The following is a 21,782-nucleotide window of genomic DNA, read 5'->3' on the forward strand; positions in this document are numbered from 1 at the left end:
CCCGGCAACGACGCGCCAACCACCTCTACACCCTCATCTGTGAAGAGCCCTCAAACAATTTGCTGGATAACGATGAGAAAACGGACAGGAAGTGGCTCTGGCTACCGACTTGTATTTGCGCAAACGGCCGAATGCGGGTACGAATACGGGGTGTTGTCGGCATTGCGCGCGGGCCAGGAGGCATCGCAACCTCACGCGCCCGAGGCACCGGACACCCCCGCCACCAAGTCGAAATGGCGCGATCCCAAACGCTACGTGTGGCTGCTGGGCCCCATCACCCCCGGAATGGTCGGCCTGTCGTGGCTGCTGGTCTGGCTCACCGGCGTCGACGCGTTCTGGTGGACCGGGTCGCTGCTGACGTTCGGGCTCGTCCCCCTGCTCGACCACATCGTCGGCCCCGAGGCCGAGAAGGCTCCCGGCGATCTCCGCAGTCTGGAAGACGACCCGTTCTACCGGATCGCCACGCATCTCTTCCTGCCGGCCCAGTATCTGTCGCTGATCTTCGCCTGCTGGCTGTGGGCCGGCGGCGGCTGGGTGACCATGTCGTTGGCCGACAAACTCGGCCTCATGGCCGCGGTCGGAACGGTCGGCGGGATCGCCATCAACGCCGCCCACGAACTGGGCCACAAGCGCGGCATGTCCGAGCGCCGGCTCTCCAAGATCGCCCTGGCGCAGACCTGCTACGGCCACTTTTTCGTCGAGCACAACCGCGGCCACCACGTGCGGGTCGCGACGCCGGAGGATCCGGCCAGTTCGCGTCTCGGCGAGAGTCTGTACGCCTTCATCGGCCGGTCTGTCCTCGGCAGCCTGCGGTCGGCCTGGAAGCTGGAATGCGACCGCCTGGCCCGCGTGCACAAGTCCAAGTGGTCGCTGCACAACGAGGTCCTCAACGCCTGGCTGCTCAGCGTCATCCTGTTCATCGTCCTGGCGGTGTGGTTCGGACCCGTTGTCGTGCCGTGGCTGTTCGGCCAGGCCGTGATCGGCATCTTCCTGCTGGAGACCGTCAACTACCTCGAGCACTACGGCCTGCGGCGGCAGAAAATGCCCAACGGCCGGTACGAGCGGGTGCGCGCCGGTCACAGCTGGAACAGCAACACCGTCATCGCCAACGTCTTCCTGTTCCACCTGCAGCGGCACTCCGATCACCACGCCAACCCGATGCGCCGCTACCAGGCGCTGTGCCATGCCGACGAGGCGCCGCAGCTGCCCGGCGGTTACGGCACCATGCTGCTGCTGGCCATCTGCCCGCCGTTGTGGCGCCGGGTGATGGACCCCCGCGTGCTGGCGCACTACGACGGCGACATCAGCCGCACCGCGCTGCAACCCGGCTACGAAGCCCGGCTGCGCAAGCGCTACCCCGCCGCGCGCTGAACCACGCCGCTCCTGCTGCCCGGCACATTCGCGCGCGTGGGCGACGCCCGCAGTCCCAGGTCGACCGCACCCGGATAGCACTCTGCCGGGTGCGAACCAGTGGTCCGCACCCGGCAGGGTGAACGAAAATCAGGCGGGTGAGACGCCGGCGCTCAGCACGCGGACCGCGCTGATCAGGCCGTCCATCAGGTTGCCCTGCTTGAACGACGCAGCCGCCGCGGAAACGCCAAGCGGAGCGGCCTCTTCGATACCGCGACCACGGACCTCGGCGCCGTAGACGACCTCGATGGCCTTCTGGTCCGGCGAAACAGCCAGCAACACGGCGTTGTTCGGCGTCGGCACGGTGGCCAGCACCTCACGCGCGGTGGCGGCGGTGTCCGCACCCAGGTCGCCGATGTAGACGGCGAAGCGGGCGCCGGCGGCGCGCGAGCCGTACTTCAGGGCATCGTCCAGGAACACGAGGTCCTTGACCGGGAACGGGTAGTGCACCGACAGCTCACCGGGTTCGGTGACGCCGGAGATTCGGCCGCTGTACGTGACGGCGTAGCCGTACGGCAGGTTGGCCGGATCGATGTTTGCGACCTCGGTCTGGCTACCACTTGCCACTTGCGCCACCTCCCACAGTCAGGTGCGAGTCATGGCCACCGTGGCCGTGATCCGCCGGTTCCTCGGCCGCCCACAGGATCGGCGCGTGGGTCCACTTGTCGGTCATCTTGTAGGTGTCCGGGTGCGGGCTCTTGCGCAGCAGGAACAGCGCGCCAAGCACCAGCAGCAGCGCCAGCGGCACCCCACCGAGCAGCGAATGAGTAAGTGCAATGCTCACGCGCAAACCGTATCAGCACCGGCCTCGCCCGTGCGGGCGACAGGGGCAATCGGCTGCCGGATATCAGGCGGCGCCTTCGCCGAGGTACCGCACCCAGGCCGGATCGAGTTCCTTGACCGCCGACAACAGCCGCCAATGCTGACCCTTCGGCGGCAACGGCACGGCATGCAACGTCCAGCCGAGTTCGGTGAGCAGCCGGTCGGCCTTGCGGTGATTACACGGACCACAGGCCGCGACGCAGTTCTCCCAGGAATGCTCGCCGCCGCGGCTGCGCGGCACGACGTGGTCGACGGTGTCGGCCTTGCCGCCGCAGTACGCGCAGCGGAACCGGTCCCGGTGCATCAGCGCGGCCCTGGTCATAGGAATGCGGGCCCGGTATGGGACCCGCACATAACTACGCAGCCGGATGACCGACGGGACGGCGACCGCGCGGGTCGCCGAGTGTATGACCGGCCCGGTCGGGTCGTCGTGCACCACATCGGCCTTGCCGCAGAGCACCATGATCACGGCGCGGCGCATGGGCAGCGCGGTCAACGGTTCGTAGGTCGAATTCAGCAGCAGGACGCGGCGGCGGCCCCAGAGTGAGCCGACCGGCCCCTCTGCGGGACTCGAGTCGACTGCGTGCAGGGATGATGACAGTGCAGGGCTTGACACAGGCGAGCCCACCGCGGCGCTGTGAAGTCTGTGGCCGCGGACCTTCCTCCGTTGCGACATACGTCCTCCGTGATCACAGTCCACCACGGATCGGCACGGAGCGCACGAGAATTCCCGGCGTGTTAGCTGGGCGATCCGGTGAACTTCACGTGACGACTCCCGTGCGGAACACGCCCGAGCGCCCTGGTGGACAATGGCGACCGTGACAGAGGCGCAGCGGTCGTTCTACGACGAAGTCGGTGGAGCAGAGACCTTCCAACTCCTGGTGTCGCGGTTCTACCAACTGGTCCGCGACGACGAAATCCTGCGCCCGCTGTACCCGGAGGACGACCTGGACGGCGCCGAGCACCGGCTGCGGATGTTCCTCGAGCAGTACTGGGGCGGCCCCCGCACCTACGGTCAGGAACGCGGCCACCCCCGGCTGCGGATGCGGCACGCGCCGTTTCGGATCGGCTACCTCGAGCGCGACGCCTGGCTGCGGTGCATGCACAGCGCACTCGCCTCGATCGGGCCCGACACCATCGACGACGCACACCGGCAGGCGCTGCTCGACTACTTCGACATGGCCGCCCAGCACATGGTCAACTCGGCGTTCTGATGACAGATCCGCGGTGGTGGTCACGCGCGGTCTTCTATCAGCTCTACCCGCGGTCGTTCGCCGACAGCGACGGTGACGGCGTCGGCGATCTCGACGGCGTGACGGCGCACCTGGACTATCTGCGCGCCCTCGGCGTCGACGCGCTGTGGCTCAACCCGGTCATGGTCTCCCCCATGGTCGATCACGGGTACGACGTCGCCGACCCGCGTGACGTCGACCCCTTGTTCGGTGGCATGGCGGCACTGGACCGGTTGCTCGCCGCCACCCGCGCGGCGGACATCAAGGTCACGATGGACCTGGTCCCCAACCACACCAGCTCGGCGCATCCGTGGTTCCGCGCAGCGTTGGCGGCGCCGCCCGGCAGCCCCGAGCGGTCGCGCTACCTCTTCCGGGACGGCCGCGGACCGGGCGGGGCGCTGCCGCCCAACAACTGGACGTCGGTGTTCGGCGGCCCGGCGTGGACCCGGGTGACCGAACCGGATGGCGAGCCCGGGCAGTGGTACCTGCATCTGTTCGATGCCGCACAGCCGGATCTGAACTGGGACAACCCGGAGGTCGCGGCGGATCTGGAACGGACACTGCGGTTTTGGCTCGATCGCGGCGTCGCCGGATTCCGGGTCGATGTCGCGCACGGGATGGCCAAACCGGCCGACCTGCCGGACATGGACGACCCCGAAGGCGTCATGCTGGCCACCCGGGTCGACGACCCGCGGTTCAACAACGACGGTGTGCACGCCATTCACCGCGGCATCCGGACGGTGCTCGACGACTATCCCGACGCGGCAACCGTCGGCGAGGTCTGGGTTTTCGACAACGAAGATTTCGCCAAGTACCTGCGTCCCGACGAACTGCACCTGGGCTTCAATTTCCGTTTGGTACGAGCCGATTTCACCGCCAGTGCCGTCCGCGAGGCCATCGAGAATTCCCTGGCCGCCGCCGAACTGGCCGACTCCCCACCCACCTGGACGCTGTCCAACCATGACGTAGACCGCGAGGTGAGCCGTTACGGCGGTGGCGCGCAAGGGCTTTCACGGGCCCGGGCGATGGCGCTGGTGATGCTGGCGCTGCCCGGGGCGGTGTTCGTCTACAACGGGGAGGAACTCGGGCTGCCCAACGTCGACCTGCCCGACGACGTCCTGCAGGACCCGGTCTGGGAACGCTCCGGACATACCGAGCGCGGCCGCGACGGCTGCCGGGTGCCACTGCCATGGTCCGGAGACTCGGCGCCGTACGGGTTCTCATCGACCGCGCAGACCTGGTTGCCGATGCCAGACGACTGGGGACCGCTGACGGTGGCGGCACAGTCCGTCGATGCGGACTCGACGCTGTCACTGTTCCGCCGTGCCATCGAATTGCGCCGGGGCCGAACAGTTTTGGGACGTTCGGTGCGCTGGCTGCCGACCGCGGACGACCTGCTGGCATTCCAGTGTGCGGACGGGCTGGTGTGCCTGCTCAATGCCGGCAGCGCTCCGGTCGACGTGCCGGCCGGCAGGGTGGTGCTTGCCAGCGGGCCACTGCCCAACGGGCAAATCCCACCCGACACGGCACTCTGGCTGACCTACGATTAGCCCATGCGCGTAGATGCCACCCGTGTCGCGGTGCGGATGTCCGCACCGACCGGTGACGCGCGGGCCGACCGGTGGCGGGCGCACCGGGCGACGGTGAAGGCAGACCTGATCGAGGCGACCCTGCGGGCCATCGATGAGTACGGGCCCGATCTGTCGATCGACGACGTGGTGAAAGCCGCCGGTGTGCCGCGGCCGAAGCTGTACCGCTTCTTCACCGACAAGGAGACGCTGTTCGCCGCGGTCGGTGAGCGCATGCAGGAACTGATCGTGCAGCGCGTCATGCCGTGCTTCCACGTCACCGCGACGGCGTTGGAGCTCGTGAGTTCCGCGCTGACCGCCTACATCGATCTGGTCGCCGAGCGGCCCAACCTCTTTCGGTTCGTCGTCGGCTCCCATTTCAGCGACGACCATTCCCGGACCAAGCTGCTCGAGAACGGCCGCAATCTGTCCAGCGCGATGACCGAGGTCCTCGCGGCGATGGTGCGCACCCGCGGCGGCGACGGCGATCACCTGGAGTACACGGCCGACGCGATCCTCGGTGCCGTGGCCCTCGGAGTACTGCGGTGGCTCAACGAGCCGACCATCAGCAAAGACGAACTCATCACCCAACTGACACCCGTGATCTGGGGTGCGGTGTCGGCGGCGGCCGCTGCCCGCGGCGTCGTCATCGCACCCGATGAGCAGATGGCGCTGTTCGGCGCCACCGACTGACCTGCCTCGGGTTGCCGCGACCTGCGGTCGAGTAGGCCAGAAAACGTCGTTATCCAAACCCCTTGCGCAATGGCGCACGCCGTCGTAACTTCGAACTACTAGAACTCGCGGTACTAGTTACTGATTGTTCGAGGAAAGGCGGGCGGCATGGCCGTACGCAGTGAGCAACACCCGTCAGCGCGGAGTTCCCGGGCGGTCCATCACCTAACGCAACGACCTCTTCGGCGCCGACAGCGTCCTCGTCGACCACCTCAGATAGCCGGCACAACGGAAGGAATCGATCATGAGTGCTGACCCGATCACCGCGCACGCGGTCACTTTTCCCAAGGTCCGCCGGATGCGGTTCCGGTTCGGCGAACCCGAACCGCTGCACCGGCATTTCGTCGAGGGCGACATCGTGTTCAGCCACCTGGTGGCGGTGTTGTCCGGTTCCTTTCCGCCCGGTGAGGAGTCGTTCATCCGGTCCGTTCGCCGCTTCTCCGACCAGATCACCGACCCGGTCCTGAAAAAGCGCGTCGCGGGGTTCATCGGCCAGGAGTCCGTGCACGGCCAGGAACACCGCAAGCTGAACACGCAACTCGCCGATATGGGCTATCCCATCGTGCGGTTTCTGCTGTTCGCGCCGACCAGCGTGCGGCAGAAGGTGGTGCTCCGCATCGAGAAGCTGATCCCCGCGAAAGTGCACCTGGCCATGACGGCCGCCGCCGAGCACTACACCGCGGTCCTCGGCGCACGGGTGCTGTCGAATGACGAAATCCAGGCGATCCCAGGCGATCCCGAGGTCTGGCGCCTGTTGAACTGGCACGCCATGGAAGAGCTGGAGCACAAGTCCGTCGCCTTCGACGTCTACCGGTCGGTGGGCGGCTCCGAGCGCACCCGCATCGCGGTCATGTGGTTCATGTACTTCCTGACCATCCCTGTCGTCACGGCGGCGGTGGCGTTGTCGATCCTCTTGGATCCGACGGCGTGGCCCCGCCCGATCACGGTGCTCCGCCAGACCTACGGGGTGTTCCGCGGCCCGTTGCTGCGCGGCTTCCTGGGAGAGATCGCCGAGTACCTGCGCCCGGGCTTCCACCCGGACGACGTGCCCACCGAGGACATCCTGCAACGCTGGCAGCACGACTTGTTCGGCGCCGGTGGCGAACTCGTCGGCTACGTCAGATAACCGAGGGCCGGAGATGACCGCCAGTACGCAGTTGGCACAGCCACCGACGGCCGAGCGACCCGAACCTGATCATGAGGTGGTGATCGTCGGTGCCGGGTTCGGTGGCATCGGCGCCGGTATCGCGCTCCTGCGCAAAGGGATCCACAACTTCGTCATCGTCGACAAGTGGGACCACGTCGGCGGCACCTGGCACGCCAACACCTATCCCGGTGTGGCAGTCGACATCCCGTCCGTCATCTACAGCTTCTCCTACGAGCAGCGCGGTGGTTGGTCCCGAGTCTTCGCTCCCGGCAGCGAGTTACGCGACTACGCCGACGACATGGTGGACAAGTACGGACTGCGAGACAAGCTGCGGCTCAACACCTCTGTGACGGGCGCGACCTTCGACGAGCAGAACTGCATGTGGCGGGTGCGCATCGACGGCGGCGCCGAGATCACCGGCCGCCATGTCGTGATGGCGGTCGGCGGGCTCGAACGGCCGAAGATGCCGGACATCCCCGGTCTGCAGGATTTCAGCGGGGTTCTCATGCACACCGCGCTGTGGGACCACGACGTGGCGCTGGCCGGCAAGCGGGTGGCGGTGATCGGGACGGGTGCGACGTCACTGCAACTGGTGCCGGCGATCGTCGACGAGGTGGCGCATCTGACTGTCTTTCAGCGCACGCCGATCTGGGTTTTTCCCAAGCCGGACAGCGAAGTTCACGGCATCGCCCGGGCGGTGCTGGAGTTCGGCCAGCTGCGGTCGGCGCTGCGCGCTGTCGGGACCATCGCGACCGAGGTCGGGATGGGCGGCATGCTCACCGGCCCGAGCTGGATGGTCGAAGCCACCCGCAAGGTCGCCGAGGCACCCGTGCGAGCCTGGATGCGCAGCCAGATCCGCGACCCCGAGACCAGGGAGAAACTGATTCCACGCTACGGCCTGGGGTGCAAACGGCCGTCGATGTCCAACGAGTACCTGAAGACGTTCAACCGCAATGACGTCAGCCTGGTCACCGACTCCATCGAGCGCATCACCGAACAAGGCGTGGTGACCGCCGACGGCGTCGAGCATGAGGTCGACGTCCTCATCTGCGCGACAGGATTCAAGCTGTGGGAACGGGATTCGGTGCCGCCCTTCCCCGTCGTCGGTCGCGACGGACTCGACGCCGCGGAGTTCTGGGCGGTCAATCGCTTTCAGGCCTATCAGGGCGTGTCCGTCCCCGGCTTCCCGAACATGTTCATGATCACCGGCCCCTACGGCTTCGTGCTCGGCTCGTATCTGTGGATGATCGAGGCCACCGCGGCACATCTGAGCCGCGCCATCGCCGAAGCCAAACGGCGCGGTGCCCGGGAAGTCGAGATCCGGCAAGAAGTGCACGACGCCTATTTCCGGTACTGCCTCCGGCGGCAGGCGCGCAACGTCCTGTTCACGCCGACCTGCGCCGGGTCCAACACGTATTACATCGACTACCACGGTGATTCCCCGTTCCGGCCGACGACGCACGGCGAGATGTACTGGCAGAACCGCCATTACGACCTCGATGTGTATCGGTACGGGCCCGGCACCGCCGATGCCCACGAAGTAGCAGCCACCGCGAAGGAAGACCGATGTTGATCAACAATCTCGAACCGCGGCTCGTCGTCGTCACCGGCGCGGGCAGCGGCATCGGACGCGCCACGGCCATCCGCTTCGCCAAACTCGGTGCGCACGTGGTGGTCTCCGACATCAACCTCGACTTGGCCGAAGCAACCGCGGCCATGATCAAAGGCGCCGGACGTCGGGCGTCGACCGCCCAGTTGGACGTCGCCGATCCGGACGCGTGGGAGGCTTTCGCGCGCGACGTGCACGCCGACCACGGCGTGCCCGACGTCGTCGTCAACAACGCCGGAATCCTCGTCAGTGGCCCGTTTCTCAAGCTGTCCCCGGAAGATTGGGACAAGCAGCTCAGCATCAACCTGATGGGCGTGGTGCACGGCTGCCGGGTGTTCGGCGCGCAGATGGCCGAGCGCGGCGAGGGCGGCCATATCGTCAACATCGCCTCGGCAGCGGCCTTCACGCCGACACCGGTCATGGCGCCGTACTCGGTGTCCAAGGCCGGGGTCAAGATGCTCAGCGAATGCCTGCGCCTGGAATTTCGGCAGTACGGCATCGGCGTCAGCGCGATCTGCCCCGGCGTCATCAACACGCACATCGGCGACCGGGCGGTGACCGTCGGCGTGGAACCCGCGCTGGTCGAGCAGGTGAAGCGCCTCACCAGGCAGCTGCAGGCATTCGCCAACGTACTGCCGTTCTCGCCGATGAGCCCCGACCTCGTGGCGCGCGCCGTGGTGCGCGCGGTCAGGTACGACCTCGCGATAGTGCCGGTCAGGGCCGAGGCGTGGCTGGGCTACGTCATGCACCGCGTCGCGCCGGGTATCAATCGCCGCATGGCACAACCCTTCTCGTTCGATCTGGTCGAGAAGCTGGCCGGGCCGTTGCTGGACCGGGTGATTCCATCGACCGCGGTCAAGGAGCCTGTCCCGTCTCGCTAAGGTTGGTCATCAACCGCGCGGGAAAGGGTCGCCATGCTCGTCGATTTGTCTCACACAATTCGTGCCGGGATGGTGACCTACCCGGGGCTGCCCGCACCGTCGATCAGTTCGCACCTCACGCGCGAGGCGTCGCGGGAGGTCTACGCTCCCGGCACCGAGTTCGCGATCGGCGCGATCACCATGGTCGGCAACACGGGCACCTACATCGACTCCCCGTTTCACCGCTACGAGAACGGTGCGGACCTGTCCGGCCTCGACTTGAACACGCTGGTGGACTTGCCCGCCATCGTCGTGCACCGTCGCGACGTCGCGGCGCGGGGCGTCGATGTCTCCGAGCTGCCCGATGACATCGAGGCCGGTTGCGCGGTGCTGATCGACACCGGATGGGACCGGCATTTCGGCACCGAGGCCTACGCCGTCGACGCACCGTTCCTGACCGAGGCCGCGACCGAGCTGTTGGTAGAGCGCGGCGTGGCGTTAGTCGGTATCGACTCCGTCAACATCGACGATGCCGGCCCGGAGTCAGCAGGTCGACGGCCCATCCATACCGCATTGCTGGGCAACGGGATTCACGTTGTCGAGCACCTCACCAACCTGGCGGCACTGCCGGCCCGCGGCGCCCGCTTCACCGCTGTCCCGCCACGGGTCGAAGGATTCGGCACCTTTCCGGTGCGGGCGTACGCGACCGTCCCGGACTGACCGAGGTCGGGTCCTCTACCCCTTCTCTACCTCGGCGGCGAACGACACCACCACCGCGTCGCCAACTTTCATGGCACCCATCAGCGTCGAGTACGGGGTGATGCCGAATTGCGTCTGGAGGACCTCGGTCCGCCCCGACAACCGCCACGACTCACCGTGGTCCTCGACAGCCAGGGTGAGTACGTGGTCGGCTGTTCGATCGCGGATGGTGAGCGCGCCGGCGATCTGATATCCGCCTTGCACCGGATCGATGGCGCTGCTGCGGAAACTCACCACCGGAAAGCGTTTCGGGTCAAAGGAATTCATGGTGTTCGTCTGAACCGCCGCCTTATCGCGTGCCGTCAGCGGCGTCACGCCACCCTCGCCGCGGAGCACTTGCAGCGACGGCACATCACACGTCAGGTCCAGCGACGCCGGCTGGTCGCCTTCCCACGTCACGGTGGCCTGCCATGAACGCACAGCGATGGTGAGCCGATGCCCCATCTTGGCTGCCCGGCCGACCACTGTGGTGTGCACCAGCAATTCGCCGGTCGAGTTGTCCAACTGCCAGGATGTCCTGTCAGGCAGGGTCATTCGCCAGCCACCCCCGAGTATCCGAATGTACGGCCCATCATGTCACGGAGCGTGCGACGGGAACCAGAGGAGCGGCTGGGCACCCTAGTCGACGGGAACGTCCAACACGAGACCCACCATGTCGCGGACCAGCTTGCCGGTCCGCTTCGGTGGCACTTCGCCCGCGAGCAGGTGGCGCCGGACGGCGGCCAGCGGCAGGTCGAGCAATGCAAACGCAATCTGATCGGCGGGACGGCCGGTTTCCTTCGCCAGCAGCCGAATGGCCTTGTCGATGTCGCGCTTGCTGTTCTCGTCCCTGGTCGCCAATTCCGTTCTGGTTGTCTCCGGCCACTCCTCCGGCTCGAACGTGCGCACACCGGCTTGCAGAACAACAGCTTCCGATAGGTGCGCACGGCACCAGTCGACGATCCACACCGCCGCGCGGACAGCGCCGGCGGGGGTCGCCGGGTCACCCAGGACGTCGAGATAGCCGCGTTGGAAGTCCCCGGTGGTGCGGAACCACATCGCAGCCAATAGCGCTGCCCGATCGGGAAACCGGTGGTAGATGGACCCGCTGGGGGCGGAGATTTCGCGAGCCACCGCATTCATCGTGAGGGCGCGAACACCGCCTTCGGCGAAGAGGCGGGTCGCGGCATCCACGAAGTCATCCACAGAGTGCCGCGGCGGTCTTCCCACGTATTAGAGAATATGCTCTAATACTGTTTTAGAGCAATCACTCTAAAACCAGCAGATGCCGGCTTCGTCACGAGGGAGATTCACCATGAGCGCACCAGCGGCCAGCCCATCGATCGACACGGCCGCCCGCCTCTACGCCGCCTTCGCCGCGCATGACGGCGCAGGCCTCGCCGAATTGCTGCATCCGGAGTTCTGTGGCCGGGTCAGCGACGGCATGCCGTTCGGCTTGGGCGGCGAGGTCCACGGCCCCGAAGAGATGTTGCTGAACGTCTGGGGCGGGGCGGCCGCACACTTCGAGATCGCGCCGCAGCCAGACGAATTCGTCGTCGTCGGCGACGACCGCGTCATCGCGTTCGGCTACTACCGCGGCCACAGCCGCGCCACCGGCAAGCAGTACTCGGCCGCATTCGTCCACGACATCACCATCCGCGACGGCATGGTCGCCTCACTGGTTCAGATCACCGACACCCAGCGCTGGCATGAGGCTCTTGTCGCGAGCTGAGTGAGTTTGGCGATCACCTACGGCGCCAGACCACGTTCCCGATGCCGGCCTCGCGAGCGCCTCACGCCTTAGTCGCGATGTACTGCGGGCGCGGCCGAGTCGCCGCCCGCGACCATCGAAACCGTCACCGATGTCCTGATGCAGAACCGTCACCGATGTCCTGATACATCCCCTGAAATTCGACCACTCCACTCCTTGTTGTTCGAACATTTGTTCGATACAATTGGGCATGGGAATCACACCGGATCTCAACCCACTACTCGACCACCTTCGTGACGTGGTCATCCCCGAGGGCATCACCGGGGATGCCGCACTTGGGGTGTTGCGGACGCTGCTGATGCTGCGGGGCGTGGTTGATCACCTGGCCGCGACGGCGACCGGGGCGCTGGACCGGTTGGGGGTGGCCGCCGCCCAGGGGCGGACGGTACGGGAACTGCTGATCTCGTTGGGGTGCGCGCCGTCGGTGGCCGAGCGGATGGTCCGCGTCGGCGGGGCTTTGCCGTCGCTGCCGACGCTCGGGGCCCATGCCGGCGATGGGGCGGTCTCCGGGGAGCATGTCGATGCGATCGTGAAGGGCATCAATCACATTGCCGCCCGCGCACCCGAACCAGTCGCTGAGGAGGCCAGGTTCACGCAGGTCACCGACCTGTTGGGGCAGTTCTTCTCCGGCGCTACCCCCGCCGACATCACGGCGCGGGCCCGGATGTTGGGGAACCGGCACGCCGCCAAAACCGGTGGCCTACCCGCGGCGGAGGACCGGTCGGTCAACACCGTGGACTATGTGGTGACCAGTGACGGTCGACGGCAGATACGCGCCGACCTCGACGCCGAAGTCGGCGCCAAATTCGTGGCCGCCATCGAGGAACACTCCGCACCCCGTCCCGAACCCGACGGCACCCCCGACACCCGCCGTGCCGGCCGTCGGCGTGCCGACGCGTTGGAGACGGTGCTGGACATCGCCGCCCGCGGCGGCGACGTCGCGTCCGCACCGCGCACACAGTTGTTGGTGACCGTGCCCGCCGACACCCCAGACCTGGCGCAGTTGGAGTTCATGGGGCCGATCAGCACCATGACCCTGGACCGCCTGACCTGCGACACAGCGGTCACCACGGTCGTTGTCGATGCCGAGCAGGTGCCGCTGGACATGGGACGAGAAAAACGCCTCTTCCCACCCCATCTACGCAAAGCCCTCTACCTACGCGATGGGGGATGCATCAAATGCGGGGCACCGGCCGGGCGGACCCATGCGCACCATATTCGGCACTGGACCCACCAGGGCGAGACCAGCCTGGACAACGGGTGCCTGCTGTGCCCGGCGTGTCACGCCAACATCCACCACGACGGCTGGGACGTCGTCATGGGCCTCGACCGACACCCCTGGCTCATCCCACCCGCCACCGTCGACCCCCACCGACAACCCATCCCCGCCCACAACCGCCGCACCATGAAACTCGACAACGCGGCCTAAATACGTTCTGCACCTTGACAACTCAATAGTGTTCCCGGCCCTCGTGCTCGCGTGGCGGGTGGAGTTCACATCCGCCACGCGAGCAGCCTCTCGGCTTCGGCAGATTCCTAGGGCGACAACAGAATCGGGCCGCCGCGCCGGCGGTACACCGAGCCGAAGCGGGCGTCGATCCGCAGCCACGCCGGATGCACCCGAACCCGGACCACCTCATCGTCAGGCAGTGGGTCAGGCACGAAACCCATGGCAGTCAAGGCGAATACGCAGCGCATCGGAATCCCGACCTCGACGTCGCCGGCACTGACGGTGATGACGTTCTGATCCAGCAGCGACGGCGGCGGGCCTTGCGCTCCACTGTGTTCGCGGGCCAGGTCGGCGCCCCGCTGCGACAGCTCCATCATGGCGCGCGCCGGCACGTCGTCGAGATGGCTGAAACCGTTGTCCGGCGGCAGCGCACCGCGCCAGGCCGAATCCATCGCGAATCCCGGATCGATCCGTCCCGACCCGGGCAGCTCGTGACTCAGCGCGTCAGCCCCGGCGCACAGGTCGGTCGGAGCCAACCGACCGCTCACCACGCGCGCGGCGAGCACCTCGAAACCCGTTGCCGCCCAAGCGACGATGACGCCCTCGCTCCGTTCCTTCAACCGCACGACCGCAGCCTCGTCGAGGCGCAGCACACGTTCGACGAAGGTCGCCAGGTTCTCCGCCTGTGCGGCGTCGGCCAACCAGATTCCGCGTTCAGTCATCGGGCGAAGCGCTGGAGGTACTCCCGCTGGTGCGGGGCGATGCGCACCAGCATCTGCCGCTCGATGTTGAACGTGGCCAGCTGGGTTTCCCCGATCACGGCCGGCTTGGAATCCGGATCGGCCTGGGCCGACCGCACCTCATACCCCAGCGTGAAGTCGCAGGCCCGCAGCCGGTTGGTCCAGATGGTCACCTGCAGCGGCGAATCCACAAGGCGCAGTTGGTCCTTGTACTTCACGTTGACTTCGGCGATCAACAGGCCGGTGGTGGCGACGTCCTCGGCGAACGGCTCGGTGAGGAACGGAACCCGCGCCTCTTCGAGGATGGTCACCATGGTGGCGTGGTTCACATGCTGGTACATGTCGATGTCCGACCAGCGCACCGGCACCGGCGTCGTGAAGCGTTCAGTCACCCGCCCATCATCCCTGATTGCCGGTTCCCGTCGTTCTCGTGGTCATGCTCCGCAGCTGCCGCGCGGCCACCGACAGGGTTGCCAGGTCACGTACCTCGTCGCCCAGGATCTCGGTCAACGTCCGGCGGGCCCGGGTGACCCGGGAGCTGTTGGTCGACGCCCACTCGTGAATCTTCTGTTCGCCGGTCTCGTCGGGCTCGCCGACCGCCATCACGTCGATGCACAGCGCCCGGATCGATCCGTAGATGTCATCGCGAATGGCCAGGCGCGCCAACGAATGCCAGCGATCGTTGCGGCTCAGCTCGGACACCGCGGTGAGCAGGTTGTCGATGCCCAGGTGGTCCGTCAACGCGAAGTACGTGTCGGCCACCTCGGCGGGGTCGCGCTCGGCGATGTCGGCGATGTCGATGACGTCCAGCAGGCTGTACTGGTAGAGCCCTGTGGCCACCATGTAGGCCAGCTCCTGCGACACGCCGGCCGCGAGGAACTGGGCGGCGTCGGTCTCCGCGATGGCCTTGTCGTCGCCACGCAGCCACTGCGCCATCTGCGGGGTGAGCGCAGCGACCTTCGCGGCGAACCGGTTGGCCTCGGCGCCCACCGCGAGCGGCTGGGGCCGGTAGTTCAGCAGCCAGCGGCCGGCCCGGTCGATCAGCCGCCGCAGGTCGAGGGTCATGCGGTCGGTGACGTCCACCGGAACGCCGGCCAGGCCGGCCGCCCGGATGTTCCGCCAGACCTCGCCGACCCGGAAGATCTTGTCGACCGCGACATAGCTACGGACGGCGTCGACCGGCCCTACACCGACGTCTTCGGCGACGCGGTAGGCGTAGGTGATGCCGGCCGTGTCGACGAGGTCGTTCACGAGCATCGTCGTGATGATCTCCCGGCGCAGCTGATGCGACCGGATGTCCGCCCCGAACCGGTCGCGCAGTTCCTCCGGGAAGTAGTCCGGCAGCCGTCCCGCGAACACCTCCTGGTCGGGCAGGTCGCTGGCCAGCACGTCCTCTTTGAGCGCCAACTTCACGTGCGCCATGAGGGTGGCCAGCTCCGGTGAGGTCAGCCCCAGGCCGGTCTCCATCCGGCGGCGGATCTCCTTGTCCGACGGCAGCGCCTCCAGCTCCCGGTTGAGGCCCCGCTCGAGGGACAGGTCGCGAATCTGGCTGGCGTGCACCGGCAACAGGCTGGCGGCGTTGGCGCGGCTGGTGCCCATCAGGTCGTTCTGCGACATGTTGTCGGCGAGCACCAGACGGCCGACCTCGTCGGTCATCGACATCAGCAGGTTTGTGCGCTCGGCCGCCGCGACCTTGCCCGCGGTGACCAGGGCGTCGACCAGAATCTTGATGTTGACCTCGTGGTCCGAGCAGTCCACACCCGCCGAGTTGTCCATCGCATCGGTGTTGATGTGGCCGCCGGCAAGATCGAATTCGATGCGGCCGCGCTGCGTCACGCCAAGGTTGCCGCCCTCGCCAACCACCTTGGCGCGCACCTGGTTTCCGTTGACCCGGATGGAGTCGTTGGCGCGATCGCCGACGTCGGCGTCCGACTCGGTCTCGGCCTTGATGTAGGTGCCGATGCCACCGTTCCAGAACAGGTCGACGGGCGCCAGCAGGATCGACTTCATCAGCGCCGGCGGCGTGAGCTCGGTGACGTCGGCAGCCAGGCCGAGCACCTCGCGCACCTGGGGACTGATCGGGATGGACTTCTGCTCGCGACTGTAGACGCCACCGCCCTCGCTGATGAGCGACTTGTCGTAGTCGTCCCAGCTGGACCGCGGCAGCTTGAACATGCGATCGCGTTCGACCCACGACCTGGCCGAATCAGGATTCGGATCCAGGAAGATGTGCCGGTGGTCGAAGGCCGCCACGACCCGAATGTGCTTGGACAGCAACATGCCGTTGCCGAACACGTCGCCGCTCATGTCGCCGACGCCGACGACGGTGAAGTCCTGGGTCTGGGTGTCGTGCCCCATCTCGCGGAAGTGCCGCTTGACCGACTCCCAGGCGCCTTTGGCCGTGATGCCCATGGCCTTGTGGTCGTAGCCGACCGAGCCGCCCGAGGCGAACGCATCACCGAGCCAGAAGCCGTACGACTTGGCGACGTCGTTGGCGATGTCGGAGAACGTCGCGGTGCCCTTGTCGGCGGCGACGACGAGGTAGGCGTCGTCGCCGTCGCGGCGCACCACCTGGGCCGGCGGGACGATGGCGCCGGTGGCGGTCTCGACGTTGTCGGTGACATCGAGCAGGCCGGCGATGAACAGCCGGTAGCAGGCGACGCCCTCATTGCGCAGCGCGTCGCGATCGGTGGCGGGGTCGCCGGTGAGAGCCGGCGGCGACTTGAGCACGAAGCCGCCCTTGGCACCGACGGGGACGATGACGGCGTTCTTCACCGCCTGTGCTTTCACCAGGCCCAGGATTTCGGTGCGGAAGTCCTCCCGCCGGTCCGACCAGCGCAGGCCACCGCGGGCCACGTTGCCGAACCGCAGGTGCACGCCTTCAACCCGCGGCGAGTACACGAAGATCTCGTATTTCGGCCTGGGCAGGGGCAACTCGTCGATGAGCTGCGGATTGAGCTTGAACGACAAGGCATTTCGCTGCCGCGCCGACCCCTCGGCGGTGACGTAGTAGTTGGTGCGCAGTGTGGCCTGCACCAGCGCCGCGAACGCCCGCAGCACCCGGTCGGTGTCGAGGCTCACCAGGGCGTCGATGTCGGCGGCGACAGCAGCCGCGGCGGTCTGAGCGCGGTCGACGGCGTCACCCCCGGCTGGGTCGAACACCGCCTCGAACAATTCGACGAGCGACTTCGCCGTACGCGGGTTGTCCCTCAGCACCGTCTCGATGTGGTACTGGCTGTAGGGAAAACCGGCCTGCCGCAGGTACTTCGCGTAGGCCCGCAGGATCGTCACCTGCTGCCAGGTCAGCCCGGCGCCGAGTACCAGCTCGTTGAACCGGTCGATCTCGACCTTGCCCTGCCAGATGGCGGTGACCGCGTCGGCGAACCGGGTGGCGATCGCTTCGCGTTCGGCCTCGGGGGCGTCGACGGTGGAGTGGTGCCGGGAAATCTTGAACTGGTAGATCCACACCGGCATGCCGTCGGCGCGCACGACGTTGAACGGCTGCTCTTCCAGCACGACCACGCCCATGGACTGCAGCATCGGCAGCAGCTCACTCAGCGAGGCCGACCGGCCGGCCAGATACCAGGTGAGTTGGGCGGTGCCGTCATCGTCGGGCCCGGCTTCGGGATAGTCCAGCACCAGTTTGACGCTGTCGTCCTGCAACTGATCGATGATGCTGATGCCCTCGATGGCACCGGTCGGCGTGAACGCCTGCTTGTACACCTCGGGGAATGCCACGGCGTAGTGCTCGGCCTCCGCGCGGGTGATGGTTCCTGGAGTGACGGCGCCGATCAACCGGTCGCCCCAGGTACGGGCGGCCTCGGTCAGCAGACCTTGAATCCGGGTTTCGTTGGCCACCGAGGTGTCGACACTCCCCGGGCTGGCCGTCTCGCCCAACCGGACCGTGAAATGCACGACGGCCCAGGGTGACTCACTGACCCGGGCGGTGTACTCGATGCTCTCGCCGCCGAGCTCGCGGACCAGGATGTCCTGCATGGCCAGCCGGACATCGGTCGTGTACCGGTCGCGCGGCAGATACACCAGGCACGACACGAAGTGGGACAGCTTGTCTGCACGCAAGAACAGCAACGCCCGCCGGCGCGAACCCAGGTCGATGACGGACTTCCCCATCGCGACGAGGTCACGCGCGTTCAGGGAGAACAGCTCGGACCGCGGGATGGTCTGGATGATGTCGAGCATCAGCTGGCCGGGCCGGCTCGGGTCCCCCTGCGACAGCGCCAGCGCCTCGTTGACGCGGCGCGAGATCAGCGGGATCTCGAGCACATTCGCGTTGCCCGCGGTGACCGTGAACTGCCCGATGAAGCGGTGCTCACGGGCAGGCCCGTTGGGTCCCGCGCTCTCGCGGACCACCACGATGTACGGGTAGGCGCCGTAGCGCAGGTAGCTGGGCATGGTGGCCTGCGCGACCGCCAGCAGTTCGTCGTCGCCGGCCAGTGGGGGCAGCACGTCGGTGCGCAGCTTGGCGACGCCCAGCCGGGTCGCCGGGTCCACCTGGGCCTGCCCGTTCTCCACGGTGCACTGCTGGTAGCCCAGCAGGACGAAGTGGCCGTCGGCCAGCCAGCGCAGCAGCGCCGCCACGTCGCGGCGGTCGTAGCCCGGGAAGCGGCCGTTGTGGTCGGCGTCGAGCGCGTTGGCCAGTCCGACGAGCGCGGCGTTCATCGCCGGCGTATCGAGCTCCACCGCACGGGTGTCGGTCAGGGCATGCGGCAGCACTGCCGCCGCATCGGCGACGGCTTGGCCGTCACCCATGGTCGCCAACTGGACGTGAATCCACGTCTCGTCGATGCCGTCGGCCGGTGCGCTGGGATCACCAGCCGGGCCCATCGCGATGACCTCGCCCGTCGAATCACGCCGCACCCGGAATTCGGGGCTCATGATCGCGGTGTAGGCGACGCCGATGCGGTGCAGCAGCACCATGACCGAGTCCATCAGCAGCGCGCTGTGGTCGGTCACGATCTGCAGGGCCGGGCCGAAGCGACCGGGCTCGTCGGCGGGGTAGATCGCGACCAGCGTCTCCCCCATGGACCGGCGGCGGCCGAGCCGGTAATGCGCGGCCAGCAACTCCGGAGACACCCGCGTCGCCAATGCCATGTCGATCGGGGCGGTGACCCCACCGTCGGCCGGTGAGCCGTCGTTGGGGCCGCGGTAGGTCAGCAGATACGCCCGTGCGAGACCAGCGTTGCCATCCGCGCCGGCGGACTGCGTCGTACAGCTGAGTCCGCCCCGATTTTCCGTCATCCGACTTGCTCCTGACGTCGCGCCGTCGTGCCCCAATCGGCACGTACGTGCGACGTTAGTCGCGAGTCAGCTTGCGGTGGGTCACTCTGTGCGGACGCGCCGCTTCGATTCCAAGTCGTTCCACTTTGTTCTCTTCATAGGCACCGAAGTTGCCCTCGAACCAGAACCATTTGGCCTCGTCCTCGTCGTCACCTTCCCACGCGAGGATGTGGGTGCAGGTGCGGTCGAGGAACCAGCGGTCGTGGCTGATGACCACGGCGCAACCGGGGAACTGCTCGAGAGCGTTCTCCAGCGAAGACAGGGTCTCCACGTCCAGGTCGTTGGTCGGCTCGTCGAGCAGGATCAGGTTGCCGCCCTCTTTGAGGGTCAGCGCCAGGTTCAACCGGTTGCGCTCACCACCGGAAAGCACGCCGGCCGGCTTCTGCTGATCGGGTCCCTTGAAGCCGAACGCCGACACATAGGCCCGCGACGGGATCTCGTTCTGGCCGACCTCGATGTAGTCGAGCTTGTCGGAGACGACCTCCCAGACCGTCTTCTTCGGGTCGATGCCCGCGCGGCTCTGGTCGACGTACGAAAGCTTGACCGTCTCGCCGACCTTCACGGTGCCGCCGTCCGGCTGCTCCAGACCGACGATCGTCTTGAACAGCGTCGACTTACCCACACCGTTCGGGCCGATGACACCGACGATGCCGTTACGCGGCAGGGTGAAGGACAGGTTCTCGATCAGGACGCGGTCGTCGAAACCCTTCTTCAGGTTGTCGACCTCCACCACGACGTTGCCCAGGCGCGGCGGCGTCGGAATCTGGATTTCCTCGAAGTCGAGCTTCCGCGTCTTCTCGGCCTCTGCGACCATCTCCTCGTAGCGTCCGAGGCGGGCCTTGTTCTTGGCCTGACGGGCCTTGGCACCGGAACGCACCCAGGCCAGCTCGTCCTTCAGCCGCTTCTGCAGCTTCTGGTCCTTCTTGCCCTGCACCTCGAGACGCTCGGCCTTCTTCTCCAGGTACGTGGAGTAGTTGCCCTCGTACGGGTAGGCGCGGCCGCGGTCGAGCTCGAGGATCCACTCGGCGACGTTGTCCAGGAAGTACCGGTCGTGGGTGACGGCGAGGATCGCGCCCTTGTAGTCGGCGAGGTGCTGTTCGAGCCAGTTCACGCTCTCGGCGTCGAGGTGGTTGGTGGGCTCGTCGAGCAGCAGCAGGTCGGGCTTGCTCAGCAGCAGCTTGCAGAGCGCGACGCGGCGGCGCTCACCACCGGACAGGTGGGTGACGGGCTCGTCCGGCGGCGGGCAGCGCAGCGCGTCCATGGCCTGCTCGAGCTGGGAGTCGATGTCCCAGGCGTCGGCGGCGTCGAGCTCCTCCTGGAGCTTGCCCATCTCTTCCATGAGCTCGTCGGTGTAGTCGGTGGCCATCAGCTCGGCGACCTCGTTGTACCGGTTGAGCTTGGCCTTGACCGCCACGCCCGCCTCGACGTTCTCGCGGACGGTCTTGGTCTCGTCGAGTTCGGGCTCCTGCATGAGGATGCCGACGCTGGCGCCGGGCGCCAGGAAGGCGTCGCCGTTGTTGGCCTTGTCGATGCCCGCCATGATCTTCAGGACGCTGGACTTACCGGCGCCGTTGGGGCCGACGACACCGATCTTCGCGCCGGGCAGGAAGTTCAGGGTGACGTCGTCGAGGATGACCTTGTCGCCGTGCGCCTTACGGACCTTGCGCATCGTGTAGATGAATTCGGCCATGCCGTCGTCATGCCTTTCGTTGGCTGTTCGTCGTAGCGTTCTCGTAGCGCGAGCCCCGGCTCCTGGATCTGGCGCGGTCCCGCGAAAACTCGCTGCCCATCCTAGGCAAGCCGCCAAATCGCCCGATGGCGCGGTCGGGGCGCCCGCCGCGTGGGGCGCCCCGACATTTGCCCTACGCCGACAGCACCAGCGCGTCCGAGTTCTCGGTCTCGGGCGGCTCCGAGGCCACCTGGGGCTGCTCCAATTCGATGGGGCTGGGCCGCCGGGGATCGATCTTGACCTGGCAACGCGCCATGTCCGCACCGACGGATGTCGCCCTCACCTCCATCGATGACCGGCGGTTGCCCTCCTTGTCCAGGTACTCGTTGGTGAAGATGTAGCCGACGACCACCACCGGGTCGCCTTTGAACAACCGGCCCGCCACCCCGTCGGCCAGCCGGCCCCAGCAGTTGACCGTGACGTACAGCGAGTTGCCCGGCTCCCAGCCGTCGTCGGTCTTCTTCCGCGAATTGCTCGCCATCCGGAACGTCGCGAGGTTGCTCTCCCCGGCCCGACGCGCGACGACGTCGGTGATCACGTTGCCGACCACGGTGAAGGGTGTCTCGAACATGTGCTTCTCCATCCATCCATTTCGGTGTTGCCGGCGTTCTCGCCGGCCTGTGCGTCCATTGACCCGTCAGGCACCGACAAAAGAACCGGCGCCGCCCTCGGGGCG

At 67.0% G+C, this 21,782-nt stretch carries 20 protein-coding genes; 10 read left to right on the plus strand and 10 right to left on the minus strand.

Annotated features, from left to right (window positions below):
- Window positions 1-150 precede the first annotated feature (150 nt).
- On the plus strand, window positions 151-1,371 hold the full coding sequence (locus EB75_RS18175) for an alkane 1-monooxygenase (RefSeq protein WP_061005418.1): 1,221 nt from the start codon (window positions 151-153) through the stop codon (window positions 1,369-1,371).
- A gap of 129 nt (window positions 1,372-1,500) precedes the next feature.
- Here the strand turns inward: EB75_RS18175 and EB75_RS18180 are convergent, their stop codons facing one another.
- The 3 genes from EB75_RS18180 to EB75_RS18190 form a co-directional block, all read right to left on the minus strand.
- Window positions 1,501-1,977: a DUF5130 domain-containing protein gene (locus EB75_RS18180; RefSeq protein ID WP_061005416.1), complete on the minus strand. Its 477-nt coding sequence runs from the start codon at window positions 1,975-1,977 to the stop codon at window positions 1,501-1,503.
- The gene (ctaJ, locus tag EB75_RS18185; RefSeq protein ID WP_029105398.1) at window positions 1,964-2,194 is read right to left on the minus strand and encodes an aa3-type cytochrome oxidase subunit CtaJ; all 231 of its coding nucleotides are present in this window, start codon (window positions 2,192-2,194) and stop codon (window positions 1,964-1,966) included. Before ctaJ ends, EB75_RS18180 begins: the two co-directional genes overlap by 14 nt.
- A 63-nt stretch (window positions 2,195-2,257) precedes the next feature.
- A complete protein-coding gene (locus EB75_RS18190; RefSeq protein ID WP_073696739.1) occupies window positions 2,258-2,908 on the minus strand; it encodes an HNH endonuclease in 651 nt (216 codons plus the stop codon).
- Window positions 2,909-3,041: 133 nt separating this feature from the next.
- Between EB75_RS18190 and EB75_RS18195 the strand changes: the two genes are divergently transcribed.
- The 7 genes from EB75_RS18195 to EB75_RS18225 all read left to right on the plus strand — a co-directional run bounded on the left by EB75_RS18195 (window position 3,042) and on the right by EB75_RS18225 (window position 10,100).
- Complete coding sequence (locus EB75_RS18195; RefSeq protein ID WP_174557695.1) at window positions 3,042-3,446, plus strand: globin; 405 nt, start codon at window positions 3,042-3,044, stop codon at window positions 3,444-3,446.
- Window positions 3,446-5,014, plus strand: coding sequence for a glycoside hydrolase family 13 protein (locus tag EB75_RS18200; protein ID WP_073696740.1), 1,569 nt, complete (start codon window positions 3,446-3,448; stop codon window positions 5,012-5,014). Before EB75_RS18195 ends, EB75_RS18200 begins: the two co-directional genes overlap by 1 nt.
- 3 nt (window positions 5,015-5,017) lie before the next feature.
- Entirely contained in the window at window positions 5,018-5,725 is a 708-nt protein-coding gene (locus EB75_RS18205) for a TetR/AcrR family transcriptional regulator (protein WP_073696741.1), read from the plus strand.
- A 283-nt stretch (window positions 5,726-6,008) separates the two neighbouring features.
- Entirely contained in the window at window positions 6,009-6,890 is an 882-nt protein-coding gene (locus tag EB75_RS18210) for a metal-dependent hydrolase (protein ID WP_073696742.1), read from the plus strand.
- Window positions 6,891-6,903: 13 nt separating this feature from the next.
- On the plus strand, window positions 6,904-8,484 hold the full coding sequence (locus EB75_RS18215) for a flavin-containing monooxygenase (protein WP_073696743.1): 1,581 nt from the start codon (window positions 6,904-6,906) through the stop codon (window positions 8,482-8,484).
- On the plus strand, window positions 8,478-9,401 hold the full coding sequence (locus tag EB75_RS18220) for an SDR family NAD(P)-dependent oxidoreductase (protein ID WP_073696744.1): 924 nt from the start codon (window positions 8,478-8,480) through the stop codon (window positions 9,399-9,401). Before EB75_RS18215 ends, EB75_RS18220 begins: the two co-directional genes overlap by 7 nt.
- 33 nt (window positions 9,402-9,434) lie before the next feature.
- A complete protein-coding gene (locus EB75_RS18225) occupies window positions 9,435-10,100 on the plus strand; it encodes a cyclase family protein (protein WP_073696745.1) in 666 nt (221 codons plus the stop codon).
- Window positions 10,101-10,115: 15 nt separating this feature from the next.
- On the opposite strand, the gene EB75_RS18230 is transcribed toward EB75_RS18225, so the two are convergent.
- A complete protein-coding gene (locus tag EB75_RS18230; protein ID WP_073696746.1) occupies window positions 10,116-10,673 on the minus strand; it encodes a YceI family protein in 558 nt (185 codons plus the stop codon).
- A gap of 84 nt (window positions 10,674-10,757) precedes the next feature.
- Window positions 10,758-11,348: a TetR/AcrR family transcriptional regulator gene (locus tag EB75_RS18235; RefSeq protein WP_073696747.1), complete on the minus strand. Its 591-nt coding sequence runs from the start codon at window positions 11,346-11,348 to the stop codon at window positions 10,758-10,760.
- An 85-nt stretch (window positions 11,349-11,433) separates the two neighbouring features.
- Here EB75_RS18235 and EB75_RS18240 point away from each other — a divergent pair, with 85 nt between their 5' ends.
- Both EB75_RS18240 and EB75_RS18245 read left to right on the plus strand, forming a co-directional pair.
- Window positions 11,434-11,850, plus strand: coding sequence for a nuclear transport factor 2 family protein (locus EB75_RS18240; protein WP_073696748.1), 417 nt, complete (start codon window positions 11,434-11,436; stop codon window positions 11,848-11,850).
- Window positions 11,851-12,079: 229 nt separating this feature from the next.
- The gene (locus tag EB75_RS18245; protein ID WP_073696749.1) at window positions 12,080-13,318 is read left to right on the plus strand and encodes an HNH endonuclease; all 1,239 of its coding nucleotides are present in this window, start codon (window positions 12,080-12,082) and stop codon (window positions 13,316-13,318) included.
- Between the two features lie 107 nt (window positions 13,319-13,425).
- Here EB75_RS18245 and EB75_RS18250 read toward each other — a convergent pair whose 3' ends face one another.
- From EB75_RS18250 to EB75_RS18270, 5 genes are all read right to left on the minus strand, one after another.
- Entirely contained in the window at window positions 13,426-14,061 is a 636-nt protein-coding gene (locus EB75_RS18250) for a DUF8010 domain-containing protein (protein WP_073696750.1), read from the minus strand.
- Window positions 14,058-14,471, minus strand: coding sequence for an acyl-CoA thioesterase (locus EB75_RS18255; protein WP_020102240.1), 414 nt, complete (start codon window positions 14,469-14,471; stop codon window positions 14,058-14,060). Before EB75_RS18255 ends, EB75_RS18250 begins: the two co-directional genes overlap by 4 nt.
- Before the next feature lie 7 nt (window positions 14,472-14,478).
- On the minus strand, window positions 14,479-19,338 hold the full coding sequence (locus tag EB75_RS18260; RefSeq protein ID WP_073696751.1) for an NAD-glutamate dehydrogenase: 4,860 nt from the start codon (window positions 19,336-19,338) through the stop codon (window positions 14,479-14,481).
- Window positions 19,339-19,393: 55 nt separating this feature from the next.
- Entirely contained in the window at window positions 19,394-21,067 is a 1,674-nt protein-coding gene (gene ettA, locus EB75_RS18265) for an energy-dependent translational throttle protein EttA (protein ID WP_073696752.1), read from the minus strand.
- A gap of 172 nt (window positions 21,068-21,239) precedes the next feature.
- Window positions 21,240-21,677, minus strand: a complete 438-nt coding sequence (locus tag EB75_RS18270) for a single-stranded DNA-binding protein (RefSeq protein ID WP_073696773.1) — start codon at window positions 21,675-21,677, stop codon at window positions 21,240-21,242.
- Between the last annotated feature and the right edge of the window lie 105 nt (window positions 21,678-21,782).

Source organism: Mycobacterium sp. ST-F2, assembly GCF_001905655.1.
Taxonomy (GTDB): domain Bacteria; phylum Actinomycetota; class Actinomycetes; order Mycobacteriales; family Mycobacteriaceae; genus Mycobacterium.

What these genes read in the sequence shown, in the direction of transcription:
- EB75_RS18240 (WP_073696748.1), top strand. Translation starts at nt 11,434, where the DNA reads ATGAGCGCACCAGCGGCCAGCCCATCGATCGACACGGCCGCCCGCCTC.
- EB75_RS18270 (WP_073696773.1), bottom strand. Translation starts at nt 21,677, where the DNA reads ATGTTCGAGACACCCTTCACCGTGGTCGGCAACGTGATCACCGACGTC.
- EB75_RS18195 (WP_174557695.1), top strand. Translation starts at nt 3,042, where the DNA reads ATGGCGACCGTGACAGAGGCGCAGCGGTCGTTCTACGACGAAGTCGGT.
- EB75_RS18205 (WP_073696741.1), top strand. Translation starts at nt 5,018, where the DNA reads ATGCGCGTAGATGCCACCCGTGTCGCGGTGCGGATGTCCGCACCGACC.
- EB75_RS18200 (WP_073696740.1), top strand. Translation starts at nt 3,446, where the DNA reads ATGACAGATCCGCGGTGGTGGTCACGCGCGGTCTTCTATCAGCTCTAC.
- EB75_RS18225 (WP_073696745.1), top strand. Translation starts at nt 9,435, where the DNA reads ATGCTCGTCGATTTGTCTCACACAATTCGTGCCGGGATGGTGACCTAC.
- EB75_RS18215 (WP_073696743.1), top strand. Translation starts at nt 6,904, where the DNA reads ATGACCGCCAGTACGCAGTTGGCACAGCCACCGACGGCCGAGCGACCC.
- EB75_RS18210 (WP_073696742.1), top strand. Translation starts at nt 6,009, where the DNA reads ATGAGTGCTGACCCGATCACCGCGCACGCGGTCACTTTTCCCAAGGTC.
- EB75_RS18245 (WP_073696749.1), top strand. Translation starts at nt 12,080, where the DNA reads ATGGGAATCACACCGGATCTCAACCCACTACTCGACCACCTTCGTGAC.
- EB75_RS18250 (WP_073696750.1), bottom strand. Translation starts at nt 14,061, where the DNA reads ATGACTGAACGCGGAATCTGGTTGGCCGACGCCGCACAGGCGGAGAAC.
- EB75_RS18190 (WP_073696739.1), bottom strand. Translation starts at nt 2,908, where the DNA reads ATGTCGCAACGGAGGAAGGTCCGCGGCCACAGACTTCACAGCGCCGCG.
- EB75_RS18230 (WP_073696746.1), bottom strand. Translation starts at nt 10,673, where the DNA reads ATGACCCTGCCTGACAGGACATCCTGGCAGTTGGACAACTCGACCGGC.
- ettA (WP_073696752.1), bottom strand. Translation starts at nt 21,067, where the DNA reads ATGGCCGAATTCATCTACACGATGCGCAAGGTCCGTAAGGCGCACGGC.
- EB75_RS18220 (WP_073696744.1), top strand. Translation starts at nt 8,478, where the DNA reads ATGTTGATCAACAATCTCGAACCGCGGCTCGTCGTCGTCACCGGCGCG.
- EB75_RS18260 (WP_073696751.1), bottom strand. Translation starts at nt 19,338, where the DNA reads ATGACGGAAAATCGGGGCGGACTCAGCTGTACGACGCAGTCCGCCGGC.